Source organism: Nonomuraea sp. NPDC050663 (genome assembly GCF_044456985.1).
In the GTDB taxonomy this organism is placed as follows: domain Bacteria; phylum Actinomycetota; class Actinomycetes; order Streptosporangiales; family Streptosporangiaceae; genus Nonomuraea.
The window spans coordinates 364,273-381,445 of record NZ_JBITGL010000004.1 but is presented as its reverse complement, the minus strand read 5'-3'; the positions used below and the strand labels follow the sequence as shown (position 1 = coordinate 381,445).

Genomic DNA, 17,173 nt, shown 5'->3' with positions numbered 1-17,173 from the left:
GTTTGAGCAAAGGTTTTCCCATCGCGTAGAAGGAGCTCTATGAGCGGGCCTGCCGTACCGACTAAATCAGCACATCGGCCGCTCGGCGTCCAGGATGTGCGGATCACCGGTGGGCTCTGGGGCCTGCGCCAGGAGATCAACCGGCAGGCGACCATCCCGCTCGGCCTGGAGCAGATGGAACGCTCGGGCGTGCTGTCGAACCTGCGCATCGCCGCGGGGGAGGAGTCCGGCGACTTCCAGGGATACCGCTTCCAGGACTCCGACCTGTACAAGCAGCTGGAGGCCGTCGCTTGGGAGCACGCCAGGCAGCCGGGCGAGCCGTACGAGACCTTCGCCGCGCGGGCGGCGGCGCTGCTGGCCCGCGCGCAACGCCCGGACGGCTACCTGAACTCCCACTACCAGCTCGTCAAGCCGGATCGTATCTACGCCGAGCTGGAGTGGAGCCACGAGATGTACTGCGCGGGCCACCTGTTCCAGGCGGCCGTGGCGGCGGCCCGCGCCGGGCTGGCGCCGCAGCTCGTCGAGGTCGCCAGGAAGTTCGCCGACCAGATGGTGGGAGTCTTCCTCGACGGCGGCAACGACGGCATCGACGGGCACGCCGAGGTGGAGACCGCGCTGGTCGAGCTCTACCGGCTGACCGGCGAGCGCCCCTACCTGGAGCTGGCCGCCAAGCTGATCGACAACCGGGGCAAGGGGCTGATCCCCGAGACCGGTCTGGGCCCGCTGTACGCGCAGGACCACCTGCCGGTACGCGAGGCCGACACCGCCGTCGGGCACGCGGTCCGCCAGCTCTACCTGGAGGCCGGGATCGTCGACGTCGCCCTGGAGACCGGCGACGAGTCGCTGATGGAGTGCTCCGTCAGGCGCTGGGAGGACATGGTCGCCACCAAGACCGCGATAACCGGCGGGCTGGGATCCCGGCACGACGGCGAGGCGTTCGGCGAGCGCTACGAGCTGCCGCCCGACCGCGCCTACAACGAGAGCTGCGCCGCGATCGCGAGCATCCACTGGAACTGGCGGCTGCTGCTGGCCACCGGCGACGTGCGCTACGCCGACCTGATCGAGCGCACGCTCTACAACGCCTTCGCCGCCTCGACCTCGGCCGACGGCGAGCGCTTCTTCTACGTCAACCCGCTGCAGCGGCGGGCCGACCTGGTCGAGGACGCCTACCTCGGACGGCGGCGCGGATGGTTCGCGTGCGCGTGCTGCCCGCCCAACATCATGCGGCTGCTCTCCTCGCTCGGGCACTACGTGGCCACCACCCGCGAGAACGCCCTCTACGTGCACCAGTACATGCCGGGGACCATCGACGCCGGGGAGTTCGCGGTGTCGGTCGAGACCGACTACCCGTGGGACGGGCGCGTCGTGATCACCGTGACCAGGGCGCCTGCCACGCCGTGGTCGCTCATGCTGCGGGTGCCCGGTGAGGGCTACACCGGGCACCCGCGCACCTGGCAGGTCGGCGAGCAGGTCGAGCTGGAGCTCGACATGACGCCCCGGCTGGTCTACCCGCACCACCGGATCGACGCGCTGCGGGGATGCGCGGCGATCGAGCGCGGGCCGCTCGTCTACTGCTTCGAACAGGCCGACCAGGACGTCGAGGACCTGGCCCTGGTCGAGGACGCGCAGCTGCGCACGGTTCCCGCCGAGCTTCCCGGCATCGGCAGGACCGTGCTCATCGAAACCGGCGCGCTGCGCGTCGCCGAGGCCTCACGAGGCCTGCCGTACTCGCCCCACCACCACCTCGCGACCAGCACCGGCACGACCGCGACGGCCGTCCCCTACTTCCAGTGGGACAACCGGGACGGCGGCGCGATGCGGGTCTGGGTCCCCCTCGCGTAAAGGACGACTCTGATGAGACGACGTGATCTGCTCAAGTTAGGCGCGCTGGCCCTGACCGGAGCATGCAGCAGCGGCACCCAGCAGGCGGGCGGGAACGTGCCGCTGCAGTTCATGTACTGGGGCTCGACGTTCGAGCAGAAGGCCGTGGACAAGATGCTCAAGGCCTTCGAGCAGAGCAAGCCGGGCGTGACGGTCAAGCCGTTGTTCACGCCCGATGAGTACGACGTGAAGCTGAACACCCTGGTCGCCAGCGGGAAGGTGCCGGACGTCGGCTACGTGCCGATGGCGATGTCGTTCCGGCTGGCTGAGCAGGGCAAGCTGGTCAACCTCTTCCCCTACCTGTCGAAGTATCCGCAGCTGGCGGGGTACCTGGACGACGCCTACCTCTGGTACGGCGCCGACAAGCTGCACGGCGTCGCCACCGCCAACGAGATCGAGCTGCTCTGGTACAGCAAGTCGGCCGTCGCCGAGGCCGGAGTCACCCCGCCCGCCGTCGCGTCGAGCGCCTGGAGCTGGGACGACCTGATCCAGAACGCCTACAAGCTCACCGTCGACCAGAACGGCAAGCACCCCGACGAGTCAGGCTTCGACCCCAAGCAGGTCAGGCAGTTCGGCATCTCCTGCAGCATCACCTACGCCGCCGCCTGGTACGGCTTCCTGCGCAGCAACGGCGCCGACTTCGCCGACCAGGCCGGAACCAGGTGCCTGCTCGACTCGCCCGAGGCGATCCAGGTCTTCCAGAACCTGCAGGACCTCATCTACAAGCACCGCGTCATGCCGGGGCCCGGCCAGCTCGCCGCCACCGGCGACGACGTGCCGGGCACCAACATCCTGCTCAAGACCAAGCGCGTGGCCATGGTCGTCGACGGGCACTGGAGCCTTCTCGACATGAACGAGAGCAAGGTCGACTACGGCATCGGCGTGCTGCCCAAGTACGGCGAGCCGTTCACCACCAGCCAGGTCGCGGGAGCCTCCGCGGTGTTCGCCGGCACCAAGCACCCGGAGGAGGCCGTCGAGCTGTTCGCCTTCCACATCGACCCCCGCTACGTCGACCTCTACAAGCAGGGCCTGTGGATGCCGCAGGAACGCAAGTACTACGAGGACCAGGCGGCGATCGACTCGTGGACCAAGAACGACGGCCACCCGCCCGAGTTCCGCACCGCGGTCGTCGACTACGCGCGCGACCACGGCGTGCCCGACATCCGGGGGCGGCTGAAGAACCTGTCGGCGATCAGCGCCGACGTGCTCACCCCGGCGCTGCAGGAGATCGAGACGGGCAAACGACCCGCCGCCGACGTGCTCAAGGAGGTCGCGCCCAAGGTCACCGGGCTGCTCCAGGGCTGGCAGCACACGCAGGAGCTGTAGATGGTGTTGTCGGGCCAGAAACGTCTGGAGCGCCGCTGGGGCTGGTTCCTGGCGGTGCCCGCCATCCTCGGCTTCCTGATCTTCACCGCCGGGCCGATGGTGGCGTCGCTGGTCTTCAGCCTCACCGACTGGCAGATCGGCGGGACGCCGTCGTTCGTCGGCATCCAGAACTACCAGGACCTGGTGCGGGACGAGCTGTTCTGGCAGTCGTTGTCGGTCACCACCTACTACACGCTCGGCTCGGTGCCGGTCGCGCTCATCGTGGCGTTCGCGGTCGCGATGCTGCTCAACCAGCGGGTGCGGGGTCTGGCGATCTGGCGCACGATCTTCTACCTGCCGACCCTGGTGCCGTCCATCGCCAACGTGGTGCTCTGGATCTGGATCTTCAACCCCGACTTCGGGCTGCTCAACTCGCTGCTGCGCCAGCACGGGATGTGGATCTACGACGAGGGTACGGCGGTGCCGTCGCTGATCATCATGAGCACCTGGGGCTTCGGCAACACCATGGTGATCTTCCTGGCCGGGCTCCAGGGGGTGCCGAGGCACCTCTACGAGGCGGTCTCGATCGACGGCGGCGGGCCCTTGCGCAGGTTCTGGCACGTCACCCTGCCGATGATGACCCCCACGATCTTCTACAACCTGGTCGTCGGGGTGGTCGGCACCTTCCAGGTCTTCAACCAGGCCTACGTCATGACCGAGGGAGGACCCAACAACGCCACCCTCTTCTACGTCTACTACCTGTTCCGCAAGGCCTTCCGCGAGAGCGAGATGGGCTACGCCAGCGCGCTGGCCTGGGTGTTGTTCATGGTGATCGTGCTGGTCACGTTCCTGCTGTTCCGCAACGCCAGGCGCTGGGTCTACTACGAGATGGCGGCCGCCCGATGAGATGGGTCTACGTGGCGCTCGGACTCGGGGCGGCGGTCACCCTGGTGCCCTTCGTCTGGCTGATCCGCAGCGCCCTCATGCAGGACGCCCAGATGTTCGTCGCGCCACCGGAATGGATCCCCGATCCGTTCCAGTGGTCGAACTTCACCGAGGCGCTCACCGCCCAGCCCTTCGGCCGCTACTTCGTCAACACCGTGGTCATCGCCGTGATCAGCGTGCTCGGCACGGTGGTGACCTGCTCCATCGCCGCCTTCAGCTTCTCCAGGCTGCGCTGGAGGGGCCGGGACGCGGTCTTCGCGGTGCTGCTCAGCAGCATCATGCTGCCCTACGCCGTGACCCTGATCCCGACCTTCGTCATGTGGCAGGAACTCGGCGCGCTCGACACGATCATCCCGCTCACCGTGCCGAGCTGGTTCGCCGGAGCGGGGGGAGGCGTGCTCAACGTCTTCCTGCTCCGGCAGTTCTTCCTGACCATCCCCTTCGAGCTGGACGAGGCCGCCTACATCGACGGAGCCAGTCCGTGGCGGGTCTTCTGGACCATCGTCATGCCCCTGTCGCGGCCGGCGCTGATCGTGGTCACGATCTTCACCTTCATCGGCACCTGGAACGACTTCCTGGGGCCGCTGCTCTACCTGACCGACGAGGAGAGCTACACCCTCTCCATCGGCCTGGCCTCCTTCCAGAGCATGTACATCACCCAGTGGGGCTACCTCATGGCCGCCTCCGCGGCGGTCATCGCCCCGATCATCGCGCTCTTCTTCTTCCTGCAGCGCTACTTCATCGAAGGGGTCACCCTCACCGGCATCAAGAATTGAGGTCACGTGAAACGCCTGATCATGGCACTCCTCCTCGTCTTATGCACCCTGGTAAGGCCCGCGCACGCCATCTCCTCCGCCCAGGTCGTCGACATCTTCGGCCGCAACGTCAACTCCTACGGCGTCAAGCTCGTCGACTGGCAGGGCTACCTGGCCAACCCCTACGTCGAGCTGACCGTGCGCCCGCCGCAGGACGCCGTCTTCCCCGTGACCGTCGACCTGAAGGCCGAGGGCACCTCCCGGCTGATGATGGACCTGCCCAGCCAGCTCACCGCGACCGGCGCGACGAAGACGCTGACCTTCGCCAACGCGTCGGAGTCCAAGCTCTTCCGGCTGGCCATCCACTCCAAGCGCGGGCCGGGCAACGACGAACAGTACACGCTGCGGCTGAACATCCGCGACAACTCCGGCGCCACCCTCGCCCAGTCGATGCCGATCAGGGTCCAGCAGGACGAGAAGACGGCGATCCAGCCGACGATCCCGATCGTCTTCGACTACCGCTACGACACCATCACCGGCTACTTCAACAACGCCGCCTTCCGCACCGCCGCGGAGGAGGCCGTCAAGGACTGGTTCCGCTTCTTCGAGCTCACGCCGTACGACACCGTCGCCGCCGGGGCCGAGTCGAACCACCTGCCGGGCAACGACTGGCAGAACACCATCAACGTCACCAACAACCAGGCCTACAACGGGATGTACGTGTTCTTCCGCGGCATCCAGACGCCCTACTCCACGGGGTATCCGGCCAACAACGGCACCTACCACCGGCACAACGGCGTGCAGGATCCCGGCCCGATCCACCGCTCCACCGCGATGATCTTCGAGTACGACGAGGCGGGCAAGCAGCTGTTCACCTCGCTCGCCGACGAGGACTGGTGGCGGACCGACATCGCCGGTTCCGTGCTCGACGTGCACGGGCTGGTCATGCATGAGTACGGCCACGCGGTCGCCTTCCACAGCGACTGGGCGGGCATGCGCAACTACGTCAGCACCTCCGGGGCCAACGACCAGGAAGTGATCAACTACCACGGCTCCGCCGTGCCGCTCGACAGCAGCTACCACATCCCCGGCACCCAGTCCTCCTGGGACCGGCTCAGCGGGCAGAGCGGCGGGTGGACGCACATGTTCCCCACGCGGCGGTGGATGCTGACCAAGCTGGCGCTGCTGGTGGCGGAGAACGCGGGATGGAAGGTCAACAAGAACCTGACGCCGTTCCTGGCGCCGTCGATCGTGACCACCTCGCTGCCGGCTCCCGTCGCCGGCCAGCCGTACAGCCAGACGCTGGCCGCGCGCGGCGGCGTGCCGTTCTACGACTGGCGCGTCACGAGCGGCGCGCTGCCCGCCGGGCTCACGCTCGACCGGTTCACCGGCGTCATCAGCGGCACCCCGACGGCCACGTCGGGGACCTTCACGGTGGAGCTGCGCGATTACGACCGCAGGAGCACCCCGGTGACCAGGACCTTCACCTTCGGCGGCGGAAGCCCCAACCTCGCGTTGTCGGCGACGCCGACCTGCTCCTACACCTCGGCGTGGGAGAGCTGCGCGGCCATCAACACCGGAGGCGACCCCGCCAGTTCCAACATCCCCGGCACCAACCAGGGGACGCGGTGGGGCACCTGGCCGCAGTCGGGCCAGCAGTGGGCGGAGCTGACCTGGTCGTCGGCGCAGAACGTCAACCGTGCCGACGTGTACTTCTTCGACGACGAGCAGGGGATCGACATGCCCGCGTCGTGGAAGCTGCAGTACTGGAACGGCAGCGCCTACGTCGACATCCCCGGCAGCTATCCGCTGGCCAAGAACCAGTACAACACCGTCACGTTCTCCCCGGTGGCTACGACGAGGCTGCGCGTCGTGCTGAACAGCACGGGGAGCTCCTCGGTCGGGCTCCTGGAGGTCAGCGTTCGAGGTGGGACGTGATCTTGGCGTGGACGCTGTTGATCCACACCTCTGAGTACTCCACCGCCCGGCCGTCGGCCGCGTACGTCACCTGCTCCAGGTAGAGCACGGGGAAGCCGGGCGTCAGGCCGAGGGACTCGGCCACCTCCTCGCGGGCGGGCTCCGCGCTGAAGGTGCGCCGGCCCTCGGCTATGCGCAGGCCGTACACGCTCTCCAGGGTGTCGAAGAGCGAGGAGGAGCCGAAGTCGACGTTCTCGATGCCCGGGCACAGGTCGGCGCGCACGTGGTTGACCAGGTAGGCCAGCGGCCCGTCCTGGCAGTGGAAGACGCGGACCAGGCGCAGCGCGGGGGCGTTGGCGGGGACGCCGAGGATGGCCGCGACCGGGAGCGGCAGGCGCTCCAGCCGCGAGCTGAGCACCTCGGGGGTGAGCACGTAGCCCTGGTCGCGGAAGTCCTCGGTGAGCGAGCGCAGCCGCTGGGCGATGCCCGGCTCGGCCACGCCCGCCGCCACGAACGTGCCGCGGCCGCGGGTCTGGGTGAGCAGGCCGTCCTCGGTCAGGACGGCCAGCGCCTTGCGGACCGTGCCGCGGTTGACGCCCAGCTCGGCGGCGAGCGCGGGCTCCGCGGGCAGCTTGAAGCGCGCCGGCCAGCGGCCGGAGACGATGCGCTCGCGGATGGCCCGCTCGATCTGCAGGTGGAGCGGCTCTCCTGTCCCCCGGGAGATCTCCGTGGCCAGGCCCGTGTCGTTAATAGGAGCCCTCCGCGGTCTCGCCCTTGACGATGCTGATCCCGGCGCTGGTGCCCAGCAGGGTCGCGCCGGCCGCCAGCAGCTCGCGGGCCTGCTCGGCGCTCTTGATGCCGCCGGAGGCCTTCACCTGCACGCCGTCGCGCACGCGGGCGGCCAGCCAGGAGATGCTACCCGTATTGGCGATTTCCACCGAACCGCTACTGGCGTTCTTCAGGTAGGCGGCGCCCGCCTCCATCGACAGCTCGACGGCACGCTCCTTCTCGGCCTCGGTGAGCAGCGGCAGCTCCAGCATGACCTTCACCGGGATGCCCGCGGCCACCACGCCCGCGATGTCGTCGTGGAACTCCTTGTCCATGCCGCTGCGCAGCCAGCCCACCTGCACACCCATGTCGAGCTGGTCGGCCCCGGCCTCGGCGATGGCCCGCGCCTCGGCGACCTTGCCCGCCGAGGTCATGACGCCCACGATCGGGAAGTCCAGCGCGGAGGCGACCGCGACCCCGGTGCCGCGCAGCACCTCGGCGGCAAGCGGCACCCAGGAGGCGGGGATCATCGCGGCGTTGAAGCCGTACTGCGCGGCCTCCTCGCAGTGGCGGACGATGTCGTCCCTGGTGAGGCCGGCCTCGATGGCCGTGTGCTGGATGTAGGGAGCGAGGTTCACGAGTCTTCGCCTTTCAGAAGGGCTTCGAGGTCGGCGATCCGGCCGAGTCCGGGGATCGCTTCGTGCTGGGAGACGGCGTGGGCGCCGCCCGCGGCCGCGAAACGCACGGCCTCGCGCAGCGGGCGGTCGATCGAGACGGCCAGGGCGGCGGTGAAGGCGTCGCCCGCGCCTGTCGTGTCGACGACGCGGGCGGGCGGCACCGGGCCGACGTGGAACCTCTCGGCGCCGTCGTCGACGTAGGCTCCGGCCGAGCCGCAGGTCAGGATGATGGTGGTGGCGGGGAAGGCGGCGCGCAGGGCGTCGAGGAGCTCGCCGGGATCGGAGCCGGTCTGGCCGGTCAGGACCCGGGCCTCACCGAGGTTCGGGGTCAGGAAGTCGACGAGCGGGCGGTCCTCCGCGGGCAGCTCGCGCGCCGGGGCGGGGTTGAGCAGGGTGCGCACGCCGTGGGCGCGGGCGGTGCGCAGGGTCGCCGAGACCACGTCCCGCGGGATCTCGTTGCACACCAGCACGAGGTCGGCGGCGGCGATCCGCGGGGCGAAGGCGGCCACGTGCTCGGGCCGCAGCTCGTCGAGGGCGCCGGGGGCGATGACGATGCGGTTCTCGCCGCCCTCCTCGACCAGGATGACGCCGACCATGGTGGCGGCCGAGGCCTCGACCACGGTCGCGGAGACGCCCTCGGCCTCCCACAGCCGCCTGGCCTCCTGCGCGAAGGCGTCGGGGCCGAGTGCGGTGAGGAAGGAGACCTCCGCGCCCAGGCGGGCGGCGCCGATGGCCTGGTTGGAGCCCTTGCCGCCGGGTCCGGCGGCGAACACGCCGCCCGGTAGTGTCTCCCCGGCCTCGGGCATGCGGGGGACGCGCATGGTCAGCCCGGCCCCGTAACTCCCCACCACAGCTAGTCGCATAGACATATGGTAGACATAGATAGACAAATCGTGAAAATGGAGCGCACATGACTGTCCCGTTGATCATCGATACCGACACCGCGCAGGACGACTGCGTCGCGTTGATCACCGCGCTGCTCGACCCCGTGGCCGACCTGCGCGCGATCACGATGGTCGCCGGGAACGTGGGCTTCGAGCGCCAGGTGCGCAACGCCTACCTGACGCTCAACGTGACGGGCCGCCTGGGCGAGATCCCGATCCACCTGGGTTGCCGCCGGCCGATGGTGCGCCAATGGGAGAGCGCCGAGAACGTGCACGGTGACGGCGCGGGCGGTCTCGACATGGACGTGTCCGGCCTCTCGCCGGAGGCCGAGCACGCCGTCGACGCCCTGATCCGCCTGACCGCCGAGTCGCCCGGCGAGTTGTCGGTCGTGGCCATCGGGCCGCTCACCAACATCGCCATGGCCGTCGTCAAGGACCCCGGCTTCGCGCGGAACGTCAAGACCCTCTACGTCATGGGCGGCTCCAACAACGGCCGCGGCAACATCACCGCCGCCGCCGAGTTCAACTTCTACGTCGACCCCGAGGCGGCCAAGACCGTCTTCGCGGCGGGCTTCGACGTCACCGTCATCCCGTGGGACCCGCTCACGCTGCGCCAGGCCGTCTTCGGCCAGGAGCGCCTCGACGCGATCGCCGCGCTCGGCACCCCGCTGTCGGACTTCTTCACCCGCGTGTGCGCCGCCACCCTCGAGTTCGACCGCAGCGTCGGCATCGACGGCACCACCCACCCCGACTCGCTGACCTCCGCCGTGCTCTTCCACCCCGAGCTCGTACGGCGGGCCTCGCGCTACCACGTCGACGTCGAGACCGGCGGCGAGCTGACGCGCGGCTACTCGGCGATGTCGTGGGGCGTGCACGGCCTGCCCGCCAACGCCACCGTCGTGGAGGAGATCGACGCCGAGGGCTTCTACTCCTACCTGAAGGGCCTGCTCTCCATCGAGACCAAGCCCAACAGGAAGATCTCCTTCTAGTGTGACTCCCTGTCGACCTCGTGGCCGCTGGAGCCGATGAGGAAGTCCAGGTCGCAGCCGGTGTCGGCCTGGGTGACGTGGTCGATGTAGAGGCGCTGCCAGCCGCGCACGGGTGAGGCGAAGCCCTGCTGGACGGGCTTGCGCGCCAGGAGCTCGGCCTCGGGCACGTCCACGTCGATGCGGCGGGCCTCGACGTCGAGGACGATCGGGTCGCCCTCGCGGACCAGCGCGAGCGGCCCGCCCGCCGCCGCCTCCGGCGCGACATGCAGCACGACCGTGCCGTAGGCGGTGCCGCTCATCCGCCCGTCGCACACGCGGACCATGTCGCGCACCCCCTTGGCCAGCAGCTTGGGAGGCAGCGGCAGGTTGGCGACCTCGGGCATGCCCGGATAGCCGCGCGGCCCGCAGCCGCGCAGCACCAGCACCGAGCTCTCGTCGACGTCGAGCGCGGGATCGTTGAGCCGGGCGCGCACGTCCTCGACGCTGTCGAAGACGACGGCGCGTCCCCGGTGACGCAACAACGACGCGGAGGCCGCCGCGGGCTTGATGACCGCGCCGTCGGGGGCCAGATTGCCTCGGAGGACGGCGATGCCCGCGTCGTCGAGCAGCGGCCGGTCCCTGGGCCTGATGACCTCCTGGTCCCAGATGGCCGCCTCGTCCAGATACTCCGTCAGAGGCCCGCCCGTCACCGTGATCGGGGACGCGTCGAGCAGGTCGCGCACCTCGCGCAGCACCGCGAGGAATCCGCCCGCCCTGTGCAGGTCCTCCATCAGGTGCCGCCCGGCCGGCTGCAGGTCCACCAGGAGGGGCACACCCGAACCCGTGCGGTCGAAGTCGTCCAGCGACAGCCGTACGCCCAGCCGCCCGGCGACGGCCAGCAGGTGCACGACCGCGTTGGTGGAGCCGCCGATCGCCGCCAGCGCGACGATGGCGTTGAGGAACGACGCGCGGGTCATGATCCGGCTCGGTGTCCTGTCCTGGGCCACCAGCTCCACGGCCAGCCGCCCGCTCGCGTGGGCGCCCTCCAGCAGCCGCGAGTCGGGCGCCGGAGTCCCGGCCATGCCCGGCACGGTCATGCCGAGCGCCTCGGCCATGAAGGCCATGGTCGAGGCGGTGCCCATCGTGTTGCAGTGTCCCTTGCTGCGGATCATCGACGACTCCGAGGCGCTGAACTGCGCCTGCGAGAGGGTGCCCGCCCGGACCTCCTCGCTCAGCCGCCACACGTCCGTGCCGCAGCCCAGCAATACCCCACGGAAGGTGCCGGTCAGCATCGGACCGCCCGGCACCACCACGGCGGGCAGGTCGACCGAGGCGGCCGCCATGAGCAGCGAGGGGATCGTCTTGTCGCAGCCGCCGAGCAGGACCAGGCCGTCGATCGGGTTGGCGCGGAACATCTCCTCCGCCGCCATCGCGGCCAGGTTGCGCCACAACATCGCGGTCGGGCGCACATTGGTCTCGCCCAGCGACAGCACCGGCAGCTCCAGGGGGATGCCGCCGGCCTCGTAGACGCCGTTGGCCACGCTCGCCGCCACCTCGCCGAGGTGGGCGTTGCACGGGGTGAACGCGGAGGCGGTGTTGGCGATGGCGATGTGCGGGCGGCCGTCGAAGGCGTGACCGGGCAGGCCGCGGCGCATCCAGGCCCGGTGGATGTAGCCGTTGCGGTCGGCGCCGCCGTACCAGTGGGCGCTTCTCACGAGTCGACCGGGAGCGTGAGCGGGGCGTGGACCAGGCCGTCGGTCCACCGGATCTCCTCGGGCGCGACGGCCAGGCGCAGCCCCGGGCGCTTGGTGGCCAGCGCGCGCAGCGCCTCCACGAGCTCCACCCTGGCCAGGGCCGCGGCCAGGCAGCGGTGCGCGCCGTACCCGAAGGCCAGGTGATGGGGTGGGCCGGCGCCGAAACGGTGGATGTCGAACCTCTCGGGCTCGGCGAAGACCTCGGGGTCGTGGTTGGCGGCGTTGATGTGCGGCAGCACCACCGCGCCTGCGGCCAGCCTCCCGCTGGGGATCTCGACGTCGGCGGTCACGCGCCGCATGAACGCGCTGGCGGGCGGGCCGTCGTAGCGCAGCACCTCCTCGGCCGCGGCCGCCGCGAGCTTCGGGTCGGCCACCAGCTCGGCCCACTGGTCCGGATGGGTCAGCAGGCGCAGCATGCCCTTGGAGATCATCGAGGCGGTCGTCTCGTAGCCCGCCGCGATCAGCGCCTGGACGGTGTTGACCAGCTCGCCCTCGGTGAGCCTGTCGCCCTCGTCGCGCGCCTGGATGAGCTGGTCGATGAGGTCGTCGCCGGGCTCCGCGCGATGGCGGGCCACGAGCTCGGCGCAGAAGGCGATGAACTCCTGGTAGCCGCGCATCCGCGACTCCTGCGAGGCGGTCGAGGTCGACAGGAACAGGGCGGTGTACTCGATGAAGCGCTCGCGGTGCTCCTCCGAGACGCCCAGCACCCGGCAGATCATCCGGATCGTCAGCTGGATGCCGAAGTCGCGCATCAGGTCGAACCTCGGGCCGAGGCCGTCGAGCAGCTCCTCGGCCAGTTCCGCGACCTGGGGACGCCAGCGCTCTGCCTGCTGGGGGGTGAACGCGCCGAACATGATCCGCCGGTATCGGGTGTGCTCGGGCGGATCCTGGTTGATCAGGGAGTCGGGGTCGTCGTCGATGGAACGCCCGCTGACCAGCCGGGGCAGCCCGGGTGAGCGCAGGTTGCGGCTGGAGACGGGCGAGCCGAGCAGCGCCCGGACGTCGGCGTATCGCACCGCCAGCGGCACGAGATCGCCGCTCGGCAGGAGCGCCGGATCCAGGGGCGCCGACTCCCGGCGCCTGACGAAGTCGGGACAGGGGGTTCCCAGGGGGCCGGGCACGATCTCGGCGCTCATCATGCTCCCATCGCGGGGCGGATGCGGCATCTCTCATCGAGATTAAGCATTTCCCGCGCATTCGTAACCGTCCGGCCTTCGTCACCGTCCGGAACCGGACGCGGGCGGCCCGCAGCCGCCCGCGTCACCCCGCACGTCAGCGGTGGCTGATCCGGGCGTCGCGGATGTCGGCGGGCAGCACCGGCAGGCCGTCGACCGGCGGCGTGGGCCCGTCGGGGACCGGCTGGATGCCGCCGGCCGCGATGCGGTCGAGGACCGCCAGCCCCTTCGCGTCGACGGTGCCGAACACGGTGTACGCCGGCCGCAGGCCGGAGTCGCCGTAGACGAGGAAGAACTGGCTGCCGTTGGTGTCGGGCCCCGCGTTGGCCATGGCCAGCAGGCCCCGGGCGTAGGTGCGGCGCTCGCCCGTCGGGTCGCCCGGCCACGCCGGCAGGTCGGTCGGCAGCTCGTCCTTGTAGCGGTAACCGGGACCGCCGGAGCCGGTGAAGCTCGGGTCGCCGCACTGCAGCACCTTGAGCCGGTCGTAGGCCGTCAGGCGGTGGCAGGAGGTGCGGTCGTAGAAGCGGTGGCGCACCAGGTGCACGAAGCTCTGCACGGTGCAGGGCGCCTTGGCCGGGTCGAGCGAGAGGGTGATGTCGCCGTGGTTGGTCTCCAAGACCACCTTGACCGGCTTGGACGGGGTGCGGCGCGGGTCCGGCGGCAGGTGCACCTTGCGCACCGCGGGGTCGTCGGGGGTCTCGGTGTAGGCGCAGGGGCCCTTGGTGGTCTTCGGCGGTCGCTCGGCGGCCGGGGTGGTGGCCGAGGCGGGCAGGGCGCCGACCGTGAGCAGCGAAGCTGTGGTCAACGCTGCCAAGGCGAGTCGCATGAGTCCTCCGGAGGGGGTGAGTCGGGGGCCCTCTGACATCTAGTCGATCTCGCTGTGGGCGTCAAGAGCGGCCGCAGGTACGGCAGGTGCCCCTGGTGCGCAAGTAGTAACCGTAGGCGGCGACGGCCAGGGCCAAGCCCCACAGCGGCCACAACAACTGCGGGCCGGCCATGGCCCAGTTCGCCCAGTCGAAGCCGGTGCGCAGGGTCTGCCACCAGAACATCAGCCCGGCCGACATGACCACGACGCTGACGATGCCCGCGAAGATCACCGGGAACATGGTCGGCACCCGCCTGCCGCGCAGCCACGGCACCCATCGCGGCCAGATCTCGCTCCACGGGCGGTTCAGCCCGATGGTGAGGATCGCGCCCAGCGTGCCCAGCACGCCAAGGAAGGCGCCCACCAGCCACAGGCCGCTCTCGGCTCCCTCAGCGTGCGTCTGCGCGTCCATGCCGAGGGGGATGCCCAGAGCCCAGGCATAGCGGGTGACGCCGTAGATCTCGGGGACGAGCGCGGCGACGTGCACGGCCCAGAAGCCCCAGCGGCGGGCGGCCTGCGGCGTGGTCCAGTGGTGGTGGGCCAGGGTGTCGCGGCGGCCGCAGCTGACGCAGGCGCCTGCCGTACGCCGGCGGTAGGCCAGGGCGGCCACGCCCCACAGGATGCCGCCCGCCGTCACGATCAGCAGGTTGATCCGCGGCCAGGCCAGGGCGAGCGCCGGATCGATGGGGAGCAGGCCGAAGGGGAGGGCGACGAGCAGGATGGGCGCGTAGGCCACCAGCATCAGCACCCGGTAGTCGGGGATCACCACAGCCAGCCCGACGGCCATGACCACCGCGAAGCCGAGCAGCAGCGGGCGCGGGCCGCGGCCGCGCGCCATCAGCACCGCCACGAGCGCGCCGCCCAGGCCGGCCGCCGCGACGACCGGGCCGCCCGCCTGCGGGGTCAGCCCGGCCAGGAGCGACAACTCGGCCTCCCGATCACCGACGCCGAAGGGGAAGCCGCCGCCGCCGAAGGTCCACACGAGGCCGAGCACGCCGTAGGCCAGGGACCACAGGGCCGCCAGGTAGGTGACCCGCGCGGGCCACCGCCGCACGGCCGGAGCCCGTTCGTTCGTCGTCACCCGGGGAGTGCTGTCGATCGTCATGACCCCAGCCTCGCGGCGGCGCCGCGGCCGGACCTCCCCCATGTGGGGGAGGCGGATCCCTCACGCCGGGGAGATCAGTCCGGTGTGGGCGCCCATGAACGACAGCAGGTCGCGGGCGAGGCAGTCGGAGCCGCGTCCGCGCTCGTGCCGCAACAGGACCGGCCGGCGGCTCGTTGTGGCCGCCTGCATCGCCGCGCACATCTTGCGTGCGTGCATGGCGTCGGCCCGCGACCCGTCGCGCTGGACGACGAAGAGCGTCGCCGGGTAGGCCACGCCCGGTTCGACGTGGTGATAGGGGGAGTAGGACAGCAGCCACGACAGCTCCACCGGGTCGTCGGCGCTGCCGTACTCCTCACGCCACTCGGCCGCCCAAGGCGAGTGCTCGTACCTGACCATGTCGAGCACCGGCTCGACCAGCACCGCGGCCGCGCACAACTCGGGCCGCTGGGTGATCACCGCGCCGACCAGCAGCCCGCCATGGGACTCGCCGCACAGGCCCAGCCGGTCGGGCGTGGTCCAGCCCAGCTCGACCATGGCCTGGGCGGCGGCGATGAGGTCGTCGAACGAGCGCTGCTTCGTGCCCCGCCGGGCCGCCTCGTGCCAGCCGGGCCCGCCCTCGCCACCCCCTCGCACCCCGGCCAGGGCGAAGACGCCGCCCGCCTCCAGCCACGGCAGCACCTGGCTGGAGTAGGCCGGGGTGAGCGGGATGCCGAAGGCGCCGAAGCCGTACAGGATGGCCGGTCGCGGGCCGCGCAGGTCGCGCCTGGCCAGGATGGTCAGCGGGATCCGCGTGCCGTCGCGCGAGGTGCAGGTGACCCGGTGCCCGGTCACGGGCTCGTGGCCGACGGCGCCCGGCGCCTGCATCCACGTCTCGACGCCACGGTCGCGGGCGTCGAAGCGCAGGATGGCGGGCGGCGTGACGTGGTCGGTGTAGGTGAAGAACGCCTCGTAGGCGGGCCGGGCGCGGGTGACCAGCGGCCCGGTGCTGCCGGCGCCGGGCAGGGAGACGGGCCGCAGGCGGGTGCCGGTCAGCAGGTCGTGCAGGGCCAGCTCGGAGATCGCGTCGCGGGTGTGGCTCACCAGCAGGACGGGACGGCCGAGCGCCGGGCCGTCGAGCACCGCGAACCCGGTCAGCGTCGCCCGCGGATCCTCGGCGACCAGCTCGCGCCACTGGCCGGGCGTGGCCGCGTCCGCCACGCAGAGCCTGCCGCGCGCCGCGCCCATCGTGGTCATGACGTAGACCCGGCCGTCGGGACCGACCGAGACCGTGGCGCGGGCGTCCAGCCCCACGTGTACGGCACGCGGCGCGCCGGGTCCGAGCGGATCGACCCTGGCAGACGGCGTGCCGGGTTCGAGCGGATCGACCCTGGCTGATGGCGTGTCGGGTTCGAGCGGATCGACCCCGGTAGACGGCGTGTCGGGTTCGAGCGGATCGATCAGCCAGACGTCGTCGCCCGAGGCGGTGACGTTGGTGAGGATCACCCACCGCCCGTCGTCGGAGGCCGCCAGGCGGTAGTCGCCCGGCTCGCCGGTGATGCGCACGTCGTCGCGCGCGGGCGCGCCGATCCGGTGGCGCAGGACGTGGCCCGCCCGCGTGTAGAAGAAGCAGGCGCCGCCGGGCGGCCAGGCCAGCGACGGCCCGCAGCCGAGCATGGGCCCGTCGATCACCTGGCCGGTGTCGGCGTCGACGATGTAGAGCGCGGGCTGGGCCGCGGTGGAGCGGGCGAACTGGCAGGCGACCCTGCGCCCCTCGGCGTCGGGATGCCAGGCGAGCAGCGACACCCTGCCGTCGGGGTCGAGCAGGTTCGGATCGAGGAGCGGGTGGCCGTCGCGGAACAACACGGGATGGGCCTGTCCCGCCGTGCGCCGCAGGTGAAACCGGTGACGGCCGCGCCATCTCGGGGAGGTGACCAGGCCCGCGCCCGCCGCCTGGCCGATCCTTGTCAGGACGGGCGAGTCATGGGGGATCGTCCCGGCGTGGCGGCGCCACAACGACTCCTGCGCCGCCAGCCAGCCGCGTGACTCGGCGGAATGCGGATCTTCCAGCCACCGGTAGGGATCGGTGAGCGTCTTGCCGTGGAGGCGCTCGACCGCGTCGGACCGGGGAGCGTCGGGATAGGGGTAGTCCTGCACTTTCGCGCCCTCCATCCTCGATGGAGTGAAATGTCATTTAC

The 17,173-nt window shown here is 70.8% G+C and carries 14 protein-coding genes and 1 pseudogene; 6 read left to right on the top strand and 9 right to left on the bottom strand.

The annotated features are described in order from the left end of the window. Positions 1-96 precede the first annotated feature (96 nt). Genes ACIBH1_RS15050 through ACIBH1_RS15030 form a run of 5 tightly spaced genes read left to right on the top strand, consistent with a single transcriptional unit; the run spans position 97 to position 6,824 of the window. Positions 97-1,842, top strand: a complete 1,746-nt coding sequence (locus ACIBH1_RS15050) for a glycoside hydrolase family 127 protein (RefSeq protein ID WP_397314296.1) — start codon at positions 97-99, stop codon at positions 1,840-1,842. A gap of 12 nt (positions 1,843-1,854) precedes the next feature. After that, positions 1,855-3,207, top strand: coding sequence for an ABC transporter substrate-binding protein (locus ACIBH1_RS15045; protein ID WP_397314295.1), 1,353 nt, complete (start codon positions 1,855-1,857; stop codon positions 3,205-3,207). Beyond that, positions 3,208-4,092: a carbohydrate ABC transporter permease gene (locus ACIBH1_RS15040; protein ID WP_397314294.1), complete on the top strand. Its 885-nt coding sequence runs from the start codon at positions 3,208-3,210 to the stop codon at positions 4,090-4,092. Beyond that, positions 4,089-4,907, top strand: a complete 819-nt coding sequence (locus tag ACIBH1_RS15035; protein WP_397314293.1) for a carbohydrate ABC transporter permease — start codon at positions 4,089-4,091, stop codon at positions 4,905-4,907. The genes ACIBH1_RS15040 and ACIBH1_RS15035 overlap by 4 nt, the downstream gene beginning before the upstream one ends. Positions 4,908-4,913: 6 nt before the next feature. Further along, complete coding sequence (locus ACIBH1_RS15030; RefSeq protein ID WP_397314292.1) at positions 4,914-6,824, top strand: Ig domain-containing protein; 1,911 nt, start codon at positions 4,914-4,916, stop codon at positions 6,822-6,824. Here ACIBH1_RS15030 and ACIBH1_RS15025 read toward each other — a convergent pair. From ACIBH1_RS15025 to ACIBH1_RS15010, 4 genes and pseudogenes are all read right to left on the bottom strand, one after another. Then, positions 6,802-7,302, bottom strand: a complete 501-nt coding sequence (locus ACIBH1_RS15025; protein ID WP_397314291.1) for a GntR family transcriptional regulator — start codon at positions 7,300-7,302, stop codon at positions 6,802-6,804. The genes ACIBH1_RS15030 and ACIBH1_RS15025 overlap by 23 nt on opposite strands. A gap of 21 nt (positions 7,303-7,323) precedes the next feature. Continuing rightward, positions 7,324-7,491 (bottom strand): annotated as a pseudogene (locus ACIBH1_RS15020) (GntR family transcriptional regulator); the annotation flags it as partial. 58 nt (positions 7,492-7,549) lie between these two features. After that, the gene (gene deoC / locus ACIBH1_RS15015; protein WP_397314290.1) at positions 7,550-8,209 is read right to left on the bottom strand and encodes a deoxyribose-phosphate aldolase; all 660 of its coding nucleotides are present in this window, start codon (positions 8,207-8,209) and stop codon (positions 7,550-7,552) included. Beyond that, the gene (locus ACIBH1_RS15010) at positions 8,206-9,111 is read right to left on the bottom strand and encodes a ribokinase (RefSeq protein ID WP_397314289.1); all 906 of its coding nucleotides are present in this window, start codon (positions 9,109-9,111) and stop codon (positions 8,206-8,208) included. The genes deoC and ACIBH1_RS15010 overlap by 4 nt, the downstream gene beginning before the upstream one ends. 47 nt (positions 9,112-9,158) lie before the next feature. Here ACIBH1_RS15010 and ACIBH1_RS15005 point away from each other — a divergent pair, with 47 nt between their 5' ends. Then, positions 9,159-10,121 (top strand): nucleoside hydrolase, encoded by a 963-nt coding sequence (locus ACIBH1_RS15005; RefSeq protein ID WP_397314288.1) that lies wholly within the window; start codon positions 9,159-9,161, stop codon positions 10,119-10,121. Here ACIBH1_RS15005 and ACIBH1_RS15000 read toward each other — a convergent pair. From ACIBH1_RS15000 to ACIBH1_RS14980, 5 genes are all read right to left on the bottom strand, one after another. After that, positions 10,118-11,815 carry an IlvD/Edd family dehydratase gene (locus ACIBH1_RS15000; protein WP_397314287.1) on the bottom strand — a complete coding sequence of 566 codons (1,698 nt, stop codon included), beginning with the start codon at positions 11,813-11,815 and terminating at the stop codon, positions 10,118-10,120. The genes ACIBH1_RS15005 and ACIBH1_RS15000 overlap by 4 nt on opposite strands. After that, positions 11,812-12,990 carry a cytochrome P450 gene (locus tag ACIBH1_RS14995; RefSeq protein ID WP_397314286.1) on the bottom strand — a complete coding sequence of 393 codons (1,179 nt, stop codon included), beginning with the start codon at positions 12,988-12,990 and terminating at the stop codon, positions 11,812-11,814. The genes ACIBH1_RS15000 and ACIBH1_RS14995 overlap by 4 nt, the downstream gene beginning before the upstream one ends. 136 nt (positions 12,991-13,126) lie before the next feature. Further along, positions 13,127-13,855: a peptidylprolyl isomerase gene (locus ACIBH1_RS14990; RefSeq protein ID WP_397314285.1), complete on the bottom strand. Its 729-nt coding sequence runs from the start codon at positions 13,853-13,855 to the stop codon at positions 13,127-13,129. Positions 13,856-13,916: 61 nt separating this feature from the next. Next, complete coding sequence (locus tag ACIBH1_RS14985; protein ID WP_397314284.1) at positions 13,917-14,999, bottom strand: hypothetical protein; 1,083 nt, start codon at positions 14,997-14,999, stop codon at positions 13,917-13,919. 60 nt (positions 15,000-15,059) lie between these two features. After that, positions 15,060-17,132 carry a prolyl oligopeptidase family serine peptidase gene (locus ACIBH1_RS14980; RefSeq protein WP_397314283.1) on the bottom strand — a complete coding sequence of 691 codons (2,073 nt, stop codon included), beginning with the start codon at positions 17,130-17,132 and terminating at the stop codon, positions 15,060-15,062. Positions 17,133-17,173 lie beyond the last annotated feature (41 nt).